The 345-nt window shown below is 35.7% G+C and carries 1 protein-coding gene; it reads left to right on the top strand.

The window, feature by feature from the left end:
• Nucleotides 1–107: 107 nt before the first annotated feature.
• The coding region (locus FC27_RS11530) for a plasmid mobilization protein (RefSeq protein ID WP_010625657.1) at nucleotides 108–345 on the top strand (238 nt) is incomplete at its 3' end.

The raw sequence follows: 345 nt of genomic DNA on the forward strand, positions 1-345 counted from the left end.
GCATAAGCTGTTAGTTCCTTTACTTTAAAATTAATTTAGTTGCAGAAAACCTAAAAATCGAATATTATAACGTAGTACGATGGTAAACTTAAAGGAGGCGGATTAGAATGAGTAATACTATTATTAAAAACAAGACAATTTCAACTCGTGTAACACCTGACATTAGTGAACGGGCTAAAGCTAATCTAGCAAAACAAGGGCTAACCGTTTCTGAGTATATACGCTTATCGTTAGTTAAAGCGGCCAATAATGAAGTTCGATTAGTCAGCTTTTTAGATTCTCCGGAAGCCTTAGCCGCTAAAAAAGAAGCAGAAACAGGGCAGGTCAAAAACATTGGTTCATTGA

Origin of the sequence: Companilactobacillus versmoldensis DSM 14857 = KCTC 3814 (assembly GCF_001434295.1) — a bacterium.
GTDB classification, from domain to species: Bacteria; Bacillota; Bacilli; order Lactobacillales; family Lactobacillaceae; genus Companilactobacillus; species Companilactobacillus versmoldensis.